This window comes from Planococcus wigleyi, assembly GCF_014836985.1.
Lineage (GTDB): Bacteria > Bacillota > Bacilli > Bacillales_A > Planococcaceae > Planococcus > Planococcus notacanthi.
The window spans coordinates 272,956-289,220 of sequence record NZ_JACSPU010000003.1 but is presented as its reverse complement, the minus strand read 5'-3'; the positions used below and the strand labels follow the sequence as shown (position 1 = coordinate 289,220).

The window sequence follows — 16,265 nt, the reverse complement described above, 5'->3', positions numbered from 1 at the left end:
TTACTTGATCACTTTGACACACACCGGAGCAGTGGTTTGGACAATCTGTTCAACTGTACACGGAGCACCTGAATGTCCCATTTTCAGGGCTGCAAGGGTATGGGAGTTTTCATTGGCCACCACCATCCAGTTGTTGCCGGGAATGACAGCAAAGTGCCTCGGCCCTTCTCCTCCCGATCCGGTTAACCCCAAGTTCTCCAGGGTTCCGTTGTCTTGAATGGCAAATGAAGCAATGCTGTCGTGGCCTCGATTCGATGCATAGACAAAACGGCCATCATGGGAAACAGCGACTTCCGCGCTGGTGTTTGCCTCTTTGTAGCTGTCGGGCAATAATGGCAGCAGTTGCAAAAACTCCAATTGCCCTTCCTGGCTGATTCGATAGGCCATCAGGGTGGAATTTAGTTCATTCAATGAATAGACCAGCGGTTTAGTGGGATGGAAGCATAAATGGCGGGGACCGGCGCCCGCTTCTGTCTGAGTCTTGTATTGAAATGTTAACTTCCCATTATTGGAATCCATTTTATAAGTAGAGATGGTATCCGTCCCTAAATCGGATACCAAAAATAAATTTTTCCCGGGCATCTGTATGACGGAATGCGGATGGGCTGCATCCTGCCGTTCCTTATTCGGGCCAGAGCCTTCATGCTTTACCGAATGCGCCAGCTCTCCGATTGCTCCATCAGAATGGAGCGGATGAATATTTACAGTAGCTCCTGAGTATGTAACGGACAATAGCCATCTTCCGGTTTCATCGATGGTGACATGCGCCGGATGGTCTCCATTGGAAGATTGCCGGTTGATTTCCACTATTTTTCTTGAAACTGGATGGATCCAGTAGCTCACCAATTCCCCATTCCCTACTTCACTTGTTGCAACAAAGCTCGTGCCATTGGGATGGACAGCGATAAAGGAAGGCCGTTCAATACCCGTTACGCCTATCAACTCCCGCAATTCACCGGTGCCGTCCTCGAATTCCCATAGTTTAATGCCTGGTTCTTGTTCTGATGAATACGATCCTGTCAGCAGGTAGCTGGTTGCCATCAAATTCCTCCTCGACTTTCTAAAGTAAATTATACAACTGCTGAACACCCTGAAGAAAAAGCACCTTTTAAAAATAAACTTCCCAACCAAAGCTGCATAATTTCAAATTCCCGTGAATTTCCGTTGCAGATGAGGTAAAGTAAGCTATGAAACCTGATCAGTCCATAATATGAGAAAGAGGGTTGCCAATGAGAAATTTCGGTTTATCCATCCGTGAAAAAAGCATTGTGTGCATCGGTTTTATGGGAGTTGGAAAAACAACTGTCGGAAAATTACTTGCTCAAAAGCTTTATCGCAGTTTTGTAGACATCGATGCAGAAATCGAAAAGGAATTCGCTATGCCGATTCCACAAATATTCGAAGTTTACGGGGAACAGGCATTTCGCGCCAAAGAAAAAGAGTTGATTGTGAAGTACAGCCAACAGCCTTTGAATATCATTTCTGTCGGCGGCGGTGCCTTTCTGCAAAAAGAAATTCAGGATATTTGCATGGCTAACTGCATCGTCCTATTTCTCGATATTTCTTGGGAGTCGTGGAAAGACCGTGTCCACATTCTCATTGACAACCGGCCTTTGTTAAAGGAACGTTCTCTTGAAGAAATTGAAGCGCTGTTTCTTGAGCGGCAAACTATTTATTCGTTAAACCACTCTAAATTCCAAGTAGACAATCTCAAAGCTGAAGAAGCTGCCGATTATTTAGCAGATGCTTTGAAGTTGTCCTGGGAAATCCATGCACCTCAACCACAGTGAAAATCAAAACCGTCATCTTTGTATGGCGTTTTTTTAATAGACACTAATTTCATTATCACCTCATTCATTTCAATTTTCAGTTATTTTGATTATACGCCATCGATTATGAGCTTTCAATTTCACTCTGACTCGTTTGTCAAAAATCCTTCATAGATGAATAACTGTCTGGATGAACAATTGGACCATGATATAAAAAGCAATTGCGAACTTCAAATTGAATCGAAGGCCGTTCCGAATTCCGCTCAATCCATTAATGCTGCTCAAAATAATGACCGGCATAACGAAGGGCGACAAGATGATGGAGATGACGCTTCCGGAAGTTACGGCCAACACCACCAGTTCAGGCGGATACGGAAATGGGATTGCTTCCAAAACCCCTGTCACCAATACAATGACCGGCAAGGGGCCCAACCCGATAAAGCCCAGTACAATAACAATGAATGGTACCAGAAAAAGAATATTCAGTACCGGAACAACGTCTGTCAATAAGTTCATGCCGCTGATGACGTAATCACCGACATTTGATTGATTTAAGGCATAAATCAGTAAACCGGCCGCGATTAAAATACTGAATTGCTGAGCTTGTTTAGCAATGCCCGCCGAAAAATAGTAGCGGGTTTCCGCTACAAGATTAGAGGATTTTTTCTTAAACAGAAAATAAAACAAGGTCCATCCCAAAATCACCAACGGAATGGTCAACAAAAATTCCAACCCGGTTAGTTCATGGACAAGGAAAATGGTGCCAAACAAAGAAACGAAAAGGAAAACGAATTCCGCAACGTCCTTGTTCCACTTTCCGGTATTCCGTGAATTCTTCATGGCCTTATCGATTTCCTGCTTCAGAACTAACGAATAGTCCACTCCGTATTTCTTTTCCTGATAATATGAAAAGATTACCGACAAGGTGGTGCCCGCCAAGGCGAATACGAATCCGAGTGCCATCGACTTCCACAGAGTCGCTTCCAGCGCCTCCACTGCAAAAATAAAGCTGGGAATACTGATGACCCATAAGGTCGAAAGCCCGAAGCCTCGAAGAATTGCGGTTCCTTTGAAATTTTCCCAAGCCTCGTCTTTATGTCCCTTCAAAAAGGTATCGATAAAACGATACATCATCGGGACTGAACCAAACAGAAGAAAATGGGAGATGACTTGTGTCATCATCATGAGCCCAAAATAGAATTTCTGGCTTTTGTTCAGGAAATTATGTGCGAAACTCATAATTTCTTCTATATAAGGTTCTTCTTTCAGAACCCAACTGATCATCGGCACAATCAGCAGCAATCCGATCAGGCTCCGCATCTGCTGCAGTGCCTGAATCATGTCAGTTCCAAAAGAATTGCTCGTCGTGTACAACACCAGTAAAGCCATCAGGACCAGAAATAATTGCAATTGAATTTTCTTAAAAGGCAATAAGAGCAATGCCGACAGTAATATCAGCATTCCAAAGACAGAAAGCAGCAGACTTAAAACCGCATTTTCATAAAAGTACGTAATAAAATGCAATAAAGCATAGATAGAAACGGTAAATATAAATCCTTTAGCGGCAAACCGATTCAATTCAGCTCCTCCTTCCGGCTTTTTTTACTTTACGGTGGCAAGGGTAGTCTGGTGCACTCTGCACCTTCCCAATATTTTTTGTTTTCAGTAAATATGTGATATGCTCTGAGATAACAATGAATTATACAGCAATTCCCTTCGGAAAACCGATTGTATTTCATTGAGCAAAGCGTTTCCCTGTTCTAAGAGTTTGGCCTATCGACATAGTGTTATAACAGTATTGGAGGAATTAGGAGTGGGAGTAACAAGAAGCTTTTTCATTGCGTTATCCAAAAATCAGGCGTTAAACAGCGGTGCTAAAAAGTGGGGATTAAAATTGGGCGCCGGCAAAGTTGTGGCTGGAACTGACATCAGCAGCATGATGCAGTCGGTAAAAGAACTGAATGCCAATGGAATCGGTGCCACTATCGATAATCTGGGTGAATTCGTAAGGACCAAAGAAGAAGCGATTCAAGCTAAAGAGGCCATCCTGGAGACGCTGGAAGCCATTCAAGTCTACGGCGTGAACGCTCATCTGTCTGTTAAATTAACACAAATCGGCCTCGACGTCGATTTCGCTTTTTGCTTGAAAAATATTCAGGAAATCGTGGCAGCTGCTGCCCGCTATGATATTTTCATCAACTTGGATATGGAGGACTACGCCCATCTTCAGCAAACACTCGATATCCTCGAAGCTTTGCTGAAGGATTACGACAATGTCGGGACTGTGATCCAAGCTTATTTATACCGATCCGAAAAGGACATTGAAAATCTGCAGAATGTCCGTCTCCGCCTGGTAAAAGGCGCCTATAAGGAAAGCGAAGAAGTCTCCTTGCAGGACAAAAAGGAAATTGACGACAACTACCTGAAACTGATTAAAATGCATCTTCAATCTCCTGGATATACATCCATTGCGACGCATGACCATCATATTATCGAAGAAGCTAAAGCTTTTGTAAAAGAAAAGAACATTCCTTTGAACAGCTTTGAATTCCAGATGCTCTATGGCTTTCGGACAGAAATGCAAAAAGACCTGGCAAAAGAAGGTTATTCTTTCACTACCTATGTCCCTTTTGGCCAAGACTGGTACGCTTATTACATGAGACGGCTGGCTGAACGCCCTCAAAATATCAACTTGGCATTGAAAAGTTTCGTTTCCAAATAACAGAAAGCACCTCCAGGTTTTTCTGGCGGTGCTTTCTGTTATTTCTATTGGTGGCCACTTCCACTTTTTTCAATCCACGCTTCTTACTTGAATTGGCGGCAGGTTCCGCTGAAGATTTTTTCTTTGGCTTTCGTATTGCTCTGGCAGCATCAAGGCTTCACCGAGTGCTTCAGGTGATTCATCAATCGCAAATCCTGGTGGATCGGTGGCGATTTCAAATAGCAGATCCCCGTATTCGCGGAAATAGATGGCATTAAAATAATTTCGGTCCTGGACCGGAGTTACGCCGAGTCCATAGGCTTCCACTTGCTCTTTCCAATCCAACTGGTCTGCATCATCCTGTGCACGCCATGCGATATGGTGAACCGTTCCGACACCCATCTGCCCTGTACCGACTCGGGACAGTTTCACATCAATCAGGTTGCCAAGATCACTCGCTGCGCGGAAGCGCATCAAATCATCTTCTTCGCCGATTTTTTCAAGGCCCATGACCGTCTCCAATAATTCAGCCGTTTTTTCTGCATTGGCGGTATACAGTGTGGCTCCGCCGAATCCTTTAATGGCCACATCTTTTGTCACTTCGCCAATTCCCCACGTGTTCGGTTCTCCATCTTGCCTTTCGACCAGCTCTAGATGCAGGCCATGTGGATCATCAAACGTTATATACTGTTCTCCAAAACGGGTTTCTATTAAAAACGGAACTTTGAATTTTTCCAGTCTCTTTTGCCAAAACACTAAAGCGCCAGATGGAACTGCATAGCTTGTCACGCCTACTTGGCCATCACCGATTTTCCCTTTATAGGCATTTCCCCACGGAAAGAAGGTGATGATGGTGCCGGGTTTCGCCGTTTCATCTCCAAAGTACAAATGATAGGTGTCCGGATCGTCAAAGTTTACTGTTTTCTTTACCAGCCGCAATCCCAATACTCCTGCATAAAAATCTACGTTTTCCTGTGGATCTCCAACAATTGCTGTAATATGGTGAATTCCCATTGTTTGTTTTGACATTCTGCTGCACTCCTTCGTCTTACTTTATATCTACGTACTTATCTTATCACTTCATTATCTCGAACTAAAGATATCTCTTCTGATTTCTTAGAGCGATAAGACACAGCAAAATTATTTCGGCAGATTGTCTTCATGCTTCTCCAGATCTTTTTGCTTATTATCTTTAACTTTCTCCAAATATTCCTGAGTTTCTTTTTTGTCTCCTTCAATTTCTTCTTTGATCTGTTTTTCTTCAGCCGGAGAAATATTCGACTTTTTCTGTTCTTCTTCAATTTGTTCTTTTTGCTGTTCTTTAACTTCTTCTATTTTTTCCATATCCTCTTGGTACTCTTCTTCTACTTCAGAAGTAGACGGTAGGAATGGCTCGTTATTAAAGTCGGTTCTTCTGCCGTATCGGAACATTTCATAAATAATCAGTCCGTTATTCGGCATACCGTTTGCAGTTTTCATCGGCACAATATCAAATACTACATAATAAAAGGCGTAAAAGACAAAGCGGTCCCAAAACGTCGCATACTCTTCAATTATGCCATTTGCCAACAGGGCATTTATGATTAAGGCTACAATCATATTCACTAAAATTGGGCCTGCATACAACGATACATAGGCAAACTTTCCTTGTCTTTTCAGTGAGTCGTAAGAAAACCAACTGTATAAATGGTAGTATCTCCGGATATCAAACATTCCAATCTTAACGATACGCGGTCCTGACCCAATCGTCATTCTTGGATTCTTTACTCCCAATATCAAACTCATCACTAAATAACCCGATTCTCTCAAAAAAACAACAATTGGTAAAATAATAAATGCAGAAATGATCAACGATATTAAATCGGCTAATCCAAACATCCGCTCACTCCTTTCGAAAGCCTAAAAAAGCCTTACCCGATTGAATACCCTTTTTGTATTACATACCCGTCTTTTAAACATTACAAATATATTTCTTTTTGATGAACTTAATTCTTTGGTCCCTGTCTTTATTCGTGTTAGCATAGCTATTATATAAAGACGCTGGACAATATAGCAGGCAATAGAACACCAAATTTATTCTTGACGGATCGATTATCACCTTAACACCATCAATGAAAATTCACTTTAAAGGATGAATCGTGTGAGAGCTAAACCCAGAACTTGGACTCAAAAAAATTGGATCGCTTCTGCCTCTCTGGTCGCGCTTATGTTTGCCGTCATCATTTCTGAGGAAATTAATGCTTCTCCCGATGCTTCAGCATCCATACAAATTTCGGGTTCTGCTGTTTTCAGCCCTCCTCCTGATATCAATGAAATCACTGAGCGGGTTAAGATCGTCAAAAACTTGGCGTACAGTGATTCAGACAATAGCTTTTTGGATATCTATCACCCTGAAAACGCTACTGCATCCATGCCTGTCATTTTATGGATTCATGGCGGCGGATACGTCGGTGGATCCAAAGACAGCCGCCAGGATTATGCGCTGGCATTAGCGGATGCCGGATATGTAGTGGCGAATATCGATTACGCGTTGGCACCAGAAGCCCTTTACCCGGGCCCGATTCTGCAGGCAAACCAGGCGCTTGCTTATATGCAGCTGCACGCTGCTGAATATGGCGGCGACATGGAACGGGTCTTTGTAGGAGGCGATTCTGCAGGTGCGCAAATTGCCAGTCAGGTGGCAGCGCTTGTATCAAACGTTGAATTAGCCGAAACCATGGCCATTCAGCCGGCCATTGCCAACAGCCAACTGCAAGGAGCATTGCTATTGTGTGGCCTATACAATTTAGACACTGTACGAGCCACTGCTTTTCCAAATATCGATTATTTTTTGACAGCATATACAGGCGCTGAACCTTTCGAATCTTTCCCAAAAATCGATGAACTTTCTACAGTCCAGCATATCAGCCCTGAATATCCACCTGTTTTTATAACAGTGGGCGATGCAGACCCATTCGTTTCCCAGTCCACTGAACTGGTGGAGGTTTTGAAAACCAATCAAGTTCAGTTCAGCTCAGTCTTTTTTGAAGGAACCCAGAAAAACCTGAAGCATGAATATCAATACGATTTAAATACGGAAGATGCACAAGACACACTTGAAAAAACTCTTCAATTTCTTTTCGTGCACAGCAAATAAAAAATGAGCAAACCGCAATTAAGCGGTTTGCTCATTTTTTATTTTCACCCTTGATTAATTGCGCTTTCTTTCACTACAGGTGCAGATGCACGCTGTCTTTTTTTAGAAGGAAGCATATTGAACAGAATGTTCAAGACGATAGCTGTAACACTGCCCGCTACGATACCATTGCTTGTCAAAATCTGAACGCTTGAAGGCAACTGGACAAACAACTCAGGAACTACTGTAACTCCAAGGCCGATTCCGACAGAACAGGCAATGATCATAGAGTTTTCTTGTGAATCCGTGATAATGGTGCTGAGCATTTTAATGCCTTGCGCAATAACCATGCCGAACATCGCAATCATGGCGCCGCCAAGAACTGACGGCGGGATGATTGTTGTGACCGCCGCGATTTTCGGAACAAATCCAAGCGTGATCAGCATGATTCCTGTAATCAAAATGATTTTTCGTGATTTGACGCCCGACATCTGAATCAGCCCCACATTTTGTGAAAATGCTGTGTACGGGAAGGAGTTGAATATTCCTCCAAGTACAATGGCTAACCCTTCTGCGCGGTATCCTTTTGCCAAATCCTTTTCTTTGAGTTTCTTTTTTGTAATATCACCAAGTGCAAAGTAAACGCCAGTCGATTCAACCAATGACACCATCGCCACCAGAATCATCGTTAGGATGGCTGGCCATTCAAATGTCGGCATCCCGAAATAGAAAGGCTCGACCATGTGAAAGTACGAAGCATCAGCGATAGGAGAAACATCCACTTTGCCAAGAAAAGCAGCAGCTACAGTACCGACAATTAACCCCAACAGGATAGAGATTGCTCTGAGAAAACCTGTAGAAAAACGGTACATGATGACAATGAACAGTAAGGTTCCGAAAGATAGGCCGATGTTGGCAAGAGAACCAAAATCACTGGCTCCCTGTCCTCCACCCATATTGTTGATGGCTACTGGAATAAGCGTAATCCCAATGATCGTAACGACGGTTCCTGTAACAACTGGTGGAAAGAAGCGCACAAGGCTGCCGAAAAACCCACTGATCAGTACAACAAACACTCCAGAAACAAGAATAGCCCCGTAAATAGCGGAAATGCCATATTGGCCACCGATCGCAATCATTGGTCCAACTGCAGTAAACGTACAGCCCAGCACAACGGGAAGTCCGATACCGAAGAACCGGTTGCTGACAATCTGCAAAATTGTCGCCACTCCACAAAGAAGAATATCAATTGCGACCAGGTATGTTAATTGCTCTGGCGTCAGGCCAAGTGCTTCTCCCACAATTAATGGAACCAACACCGCTCCCGCGTACATGGCCAATACATGCTGGAATCCTAAAGCTGTTTCTCCTAAAGCTTTCTTCATTGAATTTTCGCCTCCTCATAAAAGGACACGTTGCCATTTTCCAAAGATGAAATATTCGCTAAGGTTTCAATACGGATGCCGCGTTCACGCAGCAACTTCCCGCCTGGCTGGAAACCTTTCTCGATAACGATGCCAATGCCCGCCAGTTTAGCCCCTGCTTGTTCTACGATGTCCAATAAGCCCAGCGCCGCTTGCCCGTTAGCCAGGAAATCATCCATGACCAGCACGACATCCTCTTTTTTCAAAAAGTCTTTTGATACGGAAATATCATTGGTTTCATTTTTCGTAAATGAATGGACACTGGCAGTGTACATGTGGTCAACCAATGTCAACGACTTGCGTTTTCTGGCAAATACCGCCGGTACGCCTAAGACCAGTCCAGTCATCATCGCTGGAGCAATCCCTGAAGATTCCAGTGTCAGAATTTTTGTAATGCCGTCTTCTTTAAAGCGTGAAGCGAATTCTTCTCCAATTGCCTGCATCAACGGCGGGTCAATTTGGTGATTTAAAAATGAATCTACTTTTAATACCGATTCCGACAAGACTTTGCCGTCCGATATGATTTTATCCTGTAATTTCTTCATGCTGTCAGCTCCTCTTCTGTCACGGCTGAAGGCAAGAAAAAAAGCCCTCAGAACGTGCATCCATCCATAACCATGAGTGGAGCAATGTCCTTCGAGCTTAAATTCGAAAGGAAACAAAAAGAAATAAACGCCAAAAAGACGCATTTCCCGTGCTTCGTTGCTTCTCATAGTCAGTTCGTTTACGGCAAACCGGTAGAAACTTGCGGGCCATATCCCCGCGATTATATGAGTGAATCGTATTTGAATGGTCTTATTATAGCACGCTGTTTCCGCTTTTCAAGAGATGCTTCTGTTAAATAAGTATTCCGTTTATTCAGACAAAATATTATTTATCTTTTTCTTCCCAAAGGTGTTTAGCCAATTCCTGGCGGATCGCTTCTGGAATCTTTTCAGACTTCTGGCTGTCCAAATCATAATTCACATAAACGGCCGTGTTCCGTGCACAAAGATTTCCTTCCTGGTAAAGTTCTTCGTATAATTCCAGGCTGCTGTTGCCGATTTTCTTGACCCATACATTCACTGCCACGTCTTTGCCAAAATAGATTTGCCCCGTGAATTCCAAGACAGTCTTGACGATGACCATTTTCCACTTCGCAAAATCATGGTCGGGTGTGAACAAATCGAATAAGGGATTTCTGGCTGCTTCAAACCATACCGGCAAGGTTGTATTGTTGATATGGCCCACACCATCCGTCTCTGAAACCCTTGGCGTCAATATCGTTTTATACATTGGCTTCCTCCTTCATTGTCAGGCAGCTCTCTAGACTGTCACTCTAATTTCCTGTCCGTATTTTTCAGTTTCACTGTTGCAGGACCATACTAAAAAAAGATGGCACCCATTCGGCATCCATCTTTTTCATTTCAATTGTTGATGTACTTTTCAAATACATCGCCAAAGTCTTTGACATGGTATTGGTTGCGGACAGATGTCATCCAGGTAAAACCAAAATCGGTCAGCTTCGAATACTGATCGCTTAATGCCACATCACCCGATCTTGAATTCTGCAGAACCGTCACCGCTTTTTCCAGGCTGTCGTTGGCCATATTGATGATGATTGCATTTTCATGGGTATGTTCAGCGATTCTTAAAAGCGATTTATACAGGTCTGTCAAACGCTCCGCCTGCTGTTTTTGGACATCAATTTTAAAAGGAATCGACCCTACAGTAAACGCAAGTTCAACATCTAAATCGATCTTGCCCGCAGTTTCAAGAACAACATTTGAAATGCTGTACTGAGAATATGGATAGCGTCTCAACGTACGTTTTGAAGACATCGCACTTTCTCCATCGACATGGATGATGGCCAAATTAGTGAAGCAATATTCATCCGCTTTTGTTTTGATCAGAAAATAGATTTTCTCTCCATCTTCAGTCATGACATAATCATCAGAATCCGTTTTGTCAAAATCCTGCGGGTCAATTATTTTCCCAATATCCGATAATCCAAGTGCTTCAGAAGCCATTTTTTTAAACATCTTACCAATTCCCCTTTGTCCATAAAATGATGATGCTTAAAATAATTTTATCAAACCTCAGCTAAAACATCACCATTAAAAGGAAATTAATTTTATCAGCTTCCAATAAGAGGATGCTTCTCACTTTTCATGACTTTGCTTAAGACGCTCATCGGTCCGATCCACTTTATATGTGAATTCCACTTCGGCCGTTTTCCCCGAAGGGATGCGGACTCGGAATTCAAGTTCATTTGACTGCTTTACTTCGTAATCATGTGTAGATGATTCCATCTGCCAAATCCGCTCAAGTATTCGATGGCTGACATCGATCCGAACATTCTCCGCCTTTTGGTTCTTTATTTTATAAACATGCGTGACATAGTCAAAATGTCCGCGTCTGTCGCGCTTTTTCTCCCAGTTTTTACTGATGAGATCAAACGCATCTCCAATCACCAAGGATAGTTTCTGTTCGGCTGCCACATGGTTAATCGCATTTTCTCCGATAAACTCCATTTCACCGTCCTGGTCTTGTTCATATACTTTGAGCAATCCCTTAGGCAAGGGCATGCCCAAGTTATTGGCTTCCGTATTATCAAATTCAAGAATGACTTTTACTTGTTTGCTTCCAGTTTCCACTTTGTAAAGCTTACGAAATGCTGCATTCCCCACTTTCAGGAAACTGATTTGTTTGGTCTGTTCCCTTATGATGGTTATTGCCCGTTCCATGCTGTAAGCATGATAATCGGCAAAGCCATGTTCTTCAAATGCCGAATCAGGTTCCTCTGCTTTGGCAAACAGCCTGATTGACTCATTCAGTGGATAGGCATCTGCAAATCGGTTCACCTTTCCGGAAGCCAATTTTAGCCGGCTATCGAAAAAATCCATCCCGCTATTGTTGGAAAGTTGAATCCAGCCTGAAAAAACCAGCTTAGAATCGCGGATTTCCGCCACATAATTTGCTCGCCATTCCAAGCCTTGAGTCAAATAAGAAATTCTCGCTTCTGTGTCTGTTTCAATAGGCGCTATTTTCCAAACCAGAGTCGGTTTTGTCAATAACCCCTCCGGCAGCGCCGGAAGAATCAATTGGCCAACAGGGTCAATTACGATTTCCTTTGTATCGACCCGTTTCCCAATAATACTGCCTGTCACACTGAGAAGCCGGATTTGCATCTCTTCCCCCAACTCCGCATTCCTGACAGTCAACACTTCATCAATGTATTTCTCCAGGAGTTTTTCCTTACTGATCAAATCGCAGTCATAACTTTGTTCGAGTACGTGAAGCCCATCAACCAAGACGGAATCCGCCTCAATCCGTGAAGCGATATCCATAAACTGAACTTCCTCCAATTCATGGTTTCCTGGAATCATTCGTGTCTCTTTGACTAAGGCGAATCCATCGTTGTAAACAGTCAAACTTAAAGCTGTCTGTTGCTGGCGCGTTGATTGGAATTTCATACGGACCTCTCCCTTTCAAGAACCTGTTTTGACCATAACTAGATTCACCAAAAGAACTCGCTTGCACAAAAAGGCGGGACATGGCTCTGCAAGATCCACAGATGGAATTTGTCAGTTCAATCGGTAGCGCGTCCAAAATACTGTTTTAAATAGGCAATGGTTTCCAAACGGCATTGTTCTGTTAAAGGCGACTTTCTGGGATGAACCAAATCGCCATACAGCAACTCATCCAAAAACCTCAGTTCTTCTTCGTACCATTGGTTTTGTTGATGATCGTAAACTTCAGCCTTTATGTAGATCGCTGTTCCTTGTTCAATAAAATCTGTGACCCTGATTTCATTTTTCATATTCGTCCCTCCCGTTCATCCGTTTCTGCTGTTAACGGGACTTTTCCAGATGAACCATGAGATTTTTCCATTTCTTTCGTTCTTCGCTGTTCGGATCATGGACGAGCACATTCTCCCGATTAAAAATCATGACGGGGCGGTGTTCCAAATTATAAGCCCTCCACTCCGGCAGTTTCGGCGCATTGGGATTGCCGCTTCTGGCAAATCTGATCCAGGAATGGTGTATTTCTTCCGCCAGTTTGTGCCGTTCCTCCGAGTTCCCGGTCAACCGCTCGGTGCCTTCTTTAGATAATGTGTTCCAGACAAACGGAAGCTCCAGGCTATGGCAAGCTTTCAGCTCTCCTCCAAAAACCGGCGTCTCCCAGTCGAAACGATACATCCAAACAGGAGCACCCTGCTTAGCCTGCAGTTCTGCAAGCTCCAGCGCGGGAAATGTAAATAGGCTCATCGTCATCAGCTTATCGTAAATGTTTTGGTTCAATTCTTCTCCATTTAGCAAATACTGTGAAATTCCCAACCAGTTAAGGCCAAATGTATGTTCAAAAATCGAAATGATTTCCTCTTGATCCCCTTGTTTCCAACGAGGGTCAAAAAAGCTGAAGAGCCGGTATTCATCTTTATTTGTGCCAATCAGTACCGGCATATCTTTAGCTATCCCTTTGGCAAGTGCCTGCTCAGGGTGTACTGGAAGCAAATCGCCTTCTATAACTGGAACCAGGCTCATCGCCGGAAGCAAAGCAGCCGTATCCACTAATTGCTGCGCTGGAATCTCCCTGATTTTGTCTACTTCTCCATGCCCGATGTTCAATGCAGCCAAAAGACGGCTGCTGACTTTTTCCGCAATGGAAGAACTGAGGACATTTGCTGCTGCCCCACTTTGCAGGATTGCCTGTTGGAACAGCCCTTTTGCCTTGGGAATCGCCATCAGGACCCCTATGCTCATCGCACCGGCAGATTCCCCGAAAACCGTTACCCGGTCCGGATCTCCACCGAACTTTTCAATATTGTCCTGAACCCATTGAAGTGCAGCCAGTTGATCCAAGATGCCACAATTGCAGGAACCCGAAAAGTCAGCACCTCCGATGCCCCCTAAATGCAAAAATCCAAGAGCACCCAGACGGTAGTTGAAAGTGACAACGACAACGTCTCCTTCAGTTGCGAAAGAACTGCCGTCATAGGTTTTGCTGGATCCGGCACCAGTAGTAAAAGCCCCGCCATGGATCCATACCATAACCGGACGGCGATGGTTATCAGCTGCTGGCGACCAAACATTCAAGTACAAGCAATCTTCACTGGTGTTGTCTGCTCGATTTCCTAAAAACTCCATGATGCCATTGCTGGCTTGTATAGCTGATGGTCCGAATAGAAGGGCTTCGCGCACTTCCGACCACGGCTCCGGCGGCTGAGGTGCCCGAAAGCGACGGTTGCCGGTAGGCGGCTTCGCATAGGGGATGCCTTTCCAAACAATGACATTGCCCTGTTGCTGGCCTCGCAGCTTTCCGTAAATACTTTCAACAATGGTCCCTGGCATAATTTCCTCCCCTTACTGATGATGCTTTGACACCTATATTCTACCATTCATTTCCCATAATGGCGTTATTTTTTCTGATTATTAAGTTAAATTAAAGCGAGTAGGATTTCAATTTTTTAAAAACCAAAAAAGGACTCGCATATAAGCTGCGAGCCCTTTTCTTTAAAATAAACCGACAGCCTTGCCGTCAGAAGTAACATCCATATTCAAAGCAGCCGGTTGTTTTGGCAGACCTGGCATCGTCATAATGTCACCCGTTAGACAGACCAAGAATCCCGCTCCAAGCTTCGGAATGATTTCCCGGATCGTGATGGTGAATCCTTCTGGCCGCCCCAGCAGTTTAGGCTGATCCGATAACGAGTACTGGGTTTTCGCCATACAGATCGGCAAGGAATCCCAGCCGTATTTCTTCAATTCAACCAGTTGCTTTTGTGCCAAATCCGATAATTGAATATCCGCTCCACCGTAAACTTTCTGGACAATCGTCCGAAGTTTTTCTTCGATCGAATCGTCTTCCTGATACAAGTGATGGAAATCTGTCGGACGCTCCAGTTCCTGTTTAACCAGCCTCGCCAAGGCAATGCCTCCAGCTCCGCCTTTTTCCCAGACTTCTGTCATGGCAACTGCCACACCTTCTGCTTCTGCCCAATCGAGCACTGCAGCCAATTCCGCTTCGCTGTCCCCAGAAAAGCGGTTCAATGCTACAACCGGCTCGATACCGAATTGCCGGATCGTATCCACATGCTTTGCTAAATTGACCATGCCTCGTTTGACTGCTTCCGCATCTTCTTCAGCCAATAGAGTTTTCGCAACGCCTCCATGCATTTTAAGCGCACGCACAGTCGCCACAATGACCACCGCATCCGGATGGAAACCGCCTTTTCTTGATTTGATGTGCATGAACTTCTCCGCACCCAAATCTGCACCGAACCCCGCTTCTGTGACGACAATATCAGCCACTCTTCTTGCCGTATTCGTGGCAATCAGTGAGTTGCAGCCATGGGCGATGTTCGCAAACGGACCGCCGTGGATAATAGCAGGTGTACCTTCAATTGTCTGCACCAAGTTCGGCTTAAAAGCCTCTTTCAGCAAGAGCGTTAAAGCCCCTTCCGCTCCAAGGTCTCTTACCGTTATAGGATCTCTGTCGTACGTATAGCCGATGACCATTTGTGCCAACCGTTCTTTCAAGTCCGCCAATGAACCCGCCAAACAAAGCACCGCCATAATTTCCGAAGCTACCGTAATATCAAAACCGTCTTGCCTTGGCACTCCTTGTCCAGGCCCACCAAGGCCGATGGTCACTTGCCGCAAAGCTCGGTCATTGATGTCCAGCGCACGCTTCCAGGTGATGCGGCGCGGGTCGATTTTCAAGACATTTCCTTGGTGCAAGTGATTGTCGATCAAGGCTGCCAATGCATTATTCGCTGATGTAATGGCATGGATATCTCCTGTGAAATGCAGATTGATGTCTTCCATTGGCAGTACTTGCGCAAACCCGCCGCCAGTAGCTCCGCCTTTAACACCCATTACCGGTCCCAAAGAGGGTTCACGCAACGCAACAGCCACTGATTCATTCAATTGCTTGAAGGCATCCGCTAACCCTACAGTTACAGTAGACTTCCCTTCTCCTGCAGGTGTTGGGCTAATTGCTGTCACCAGCACCACTTGTCCCATTTTTTGGACTGGCGGCAATTGATCCACGTTTATTTTCGCTTTATAGTTTCCGTATAATTCCAAGGCTTTTTTAGAGATCCCCGCCTGTTCTGCAATTTCCAAAATTGGCTGGATCGTCGCTTCGCTCGCAATTGATAAATCAGTAAACGCCATGTATAGAATCCCAACTTTCAATTTTTTTATTCAGTATAACCTGTTTTCCGCAAAAACAAAAAATAACCGTCTCTCCATCTGGCAGAGAGGCGGTTA

At 44.2% G+C, this 16,265-nt stretch carries 15 protein-coding genes and 1 riboswitch; of the genes, 3 read left to right on the top strand and 12 right to left on the bottom strand.

Annotation, left to right across the window (positions count from 1 at the left end; all coding sequences use genetic code 11):
- Entirely contained in the window at positions 1-1,041 is a 1,041-nt protein-coding gene (locus H9630_RS10105) for a lactonase family protein (protein ID WP_191715364.1), read from the bottom strand.
- A gap of 188 nt (positions 1,042-1,229) precedes the next feature.
- Between H9630_RS10105 and H9630_RS10100 the strand changes: the two genes are divergently transcribed.
- Positions 1,230-1,790, top strand: coding sequence for a shikimate kinase (locus H9630_RS10100; protein ID WP_191715363.1), 561 nt, complete (start codon positions 1,230-1,232; stop codon positions 1,788-1,790).
- Positions 1,791-1,937: 147 nt separating this feature from the next.
- Here H9630_RS10100 and H9630_RS10095 read toward each other — a convergent pair whose 3' ends face one another.
- Entirely contained in the window at positions 1,938-3,347 is a 1,410-nt protein-coding gene (locus tag H9630_RS10095) for a hypothetical protein (RefSeq protein WP_191715362.1), read from the bottom strand.
- A 235-nt stretch (positions 3,348-3,582) separates the two neighbouring features.
- Here H9630_RS10095 and H9630_RS10090 point away from each other — a divergent pair, with 235 nt between their 5' ends.
- Positions 3,583-4,491, top strand: coding sequence for a proline dehydrogenase family protein (locus H9630_RS10090; RefSeq protein ID WP_191715361.1), 909 nt, complete (start codon positions 3,583-3,585; stop codon positions 4,489-4,491).
- A gap of 69 nt (positions 4,492-4,560) precedes the next feature.
- Here the strand turns inward: H9630_RS10090 and H9630_RS10085 are convergent, their stop codons facing one another.
- Both H9630_RS10085 and H9630_RS10080 read right to left on the bottom strand, forming a co-directional pair.
- The gene (locus H9630_RS10085; protein ID WP_191715360.1) at positions 4,561-5,499 is read right to left on the bottom strand and encodes a ring-cleaving dioxygenase; all 939 of its coding nucleotides are present in this window, start codon (positions 5,497-5,499) and stop codon (positions 4,561-4,563) included.
- 111 nt (positions 5,500-5,610) lie between these two features.
- Positions 5,611-6,348: a hypothetical protein gene (locus H9630_RS10080; RefSeq protein WP_191715359.1), complete on the bottom strand. Its 738-nt coding sequence runs from the start codon at positions 6,346-6,348 to the stop codon at positions 5,611-5,613.
- 262 nt (positions 6,349-6,610) lie between these two features.
- Here H9630_RS10080 and H9630_RS10075 point away from each other — a divergent pair, with 262 nt between their 5' ends.
- Positions 6,611-7,606 (top strand): alpha/beta hydrolase, encoded by a 996-nt coding sequence (locus tag H9630_RS10075; RefSeq protein WP_191715358.1) that lies wholly within the window; start codon positions 6,611-6,613, stop codon positions 7,604-7,606.
- Positions 7,607-7,650: 44 nt separating this feature from the next.
- On the opposite strand, the gene H9630_RS10070 is transcribed toward H9630_RS10075, so the two are convergent.
- The 8 genes from H9630_RS10070 to H9630_RS10035 form a co-directional block, all read right to left on the bottom strand.
- Positions 7,651-8,970 (bottom strand): nucleobase:cation symporter-2 family protein, encoded by a 1,320-nt coding sequence (locus H9630_RS10070; RefSeq protein WP_191715357.1) that lies wholly within the window; start codon positions 8,968-8,970, stop codon positions 7,651-7,653.
- On the bottom strand, positions 8,967-9,554 hold the full coding sequence (locus tag H9630_RS10065; protein ID WP_191715356.1) for a xanthine phosphoribosyltransferase: 588 nt from the start codon (positions 9,552-9,554) through the stop codon (positions 8,967-8,969). The genes H9630_RS10070 and H9630_RS10065 overlap by 4 nt, the downstream gene beginning before the upstream one ends.
- A gap of 147 nt (positions 9,555-9,701) precedes the next feature.
- Positions 9,702-9,803, bottom strand: a riboswitch (purine riboswitch).
- Positions 9,804-9,879: 76 nt separating this feature from the next.
- Positions 9,880-10,284 carry an acyl-CoA thioesterase gene (locus tag H9630_RS10060; protein WP_191715355.1) on the bottom strand — a complete coding sequence of 135 codons (405 nt, stop codon included), beginning with the start codon at positions 10,282-10,284 and terminating at the stop codon, positions 9,880-9,882.
- A gap of 131 nt (positions 10,285-10,415) precedes the next feature.
- Positions 10,416-11,030, bottom strand: a complete 615-nt coding sequence (locus H9630_RS10055; protein WP_191715354.1) for a PH domain-containing protein — start codon at positions 11,028-11,030, stop codon at positions 10,416-10,418.
- A 120-nt stretch (positions 11,031-11,150) separates the two neighbouring features.
- Positions 11,151-12,464 (bottom strand): DUF4139 domain-containing protein, encoded by a 1,314-nt coding sequence (locus H9630_RS10050; RefSeq protein ID WP_191715353.1) that lies wholly within the window; start codon positions 12,462-12,464, stop codon positions 11,151-11,153.
- A 116-nt stretch (positions 12,465-12,580) separates the two neighbouring features.
- Entirely contained in the window at positions 12,581-12,811 is a 231-nt protein-coding gene (locus H9630_RS10045) for a hypothetical protein (RefSeq protein WP_191715352.1), read from the bottom strand.
- A gap of 31 nt (positions 12,812-12,842) precedes the next feature.
- Complete coding sequence (locus H9630_RS10040; RefSeq protein WP_191715351.1) at positions 12,843-14,342, bottom strand: carboxylesterase/lipase family protein; 1,500 nt, start codon at positions 14,340-14,342, stop codon at positions 12,843-12,845.
- 162 nt (positions 14,343-14,504) lie between these two features.
- Entirely contained in the window at positions 14,505-16,169 is a 1,665-nt protein-coding gene (locus tag H9630_RS10035) for a formate--tetrahydrofolate ligase (protein ID WP_191715350.1), read from the bottom strand.
- Positions 16,170-16,265: the final 96 nt, after the last annotated feature.